General features: G+C 48.8%; 1 protein-coding gene. It reads left to right on the forward strand.

Going from position 1 to position 301, the window contains the following annotated elements; all coding sequences use genetic code 11:
* A partial coding sequence (locus ABR397_RS23725) for a contractile injection system protein, VgrG/Pvc8 family (protein WP_350307837.1) occupies positions 1–301 on the forward strand: 301 nt, incomplete at both ends.

Below are 301 nucleotides of genomic sequence, written 5' to 3' on the forward strand. Positions count from 1 at the left end.
GGCCGACTCCCAACTGAATGAGTTTCATTACACACGCGAATATGTGACGCAAAAGCGCGAGTCCGATTATGACTTTTTTGCCCGGTTAGTCGCCGAGGAAGGGCTGAATTTCTGGTTTGAAGACGACAAATTGTTTTTCAGTGACAGCCACTTAGGCATGACGGCCAATTTACCGTTGGTTTACAATCCTCAGGCACAAGTCGCCACTGAAATGAATGTGATTAATCAGGTGCGTCTGGGCGTCTCCATGACCCCGCAACGGGTGATCTATAAGGACCGGAATCCGCAAAACCCGTCTTAT

It is taken from the genome of Photorhabdus viridis, from assembly GCF_040256935.1.
Taxonomy (GTDB): domain Bacteria; phylum Pseudomonadota; class Gammaproteobacteria; order Enterobacterales; family Enterobacteriaceae; genus Photorhabdus; species Photorhabdus viridis.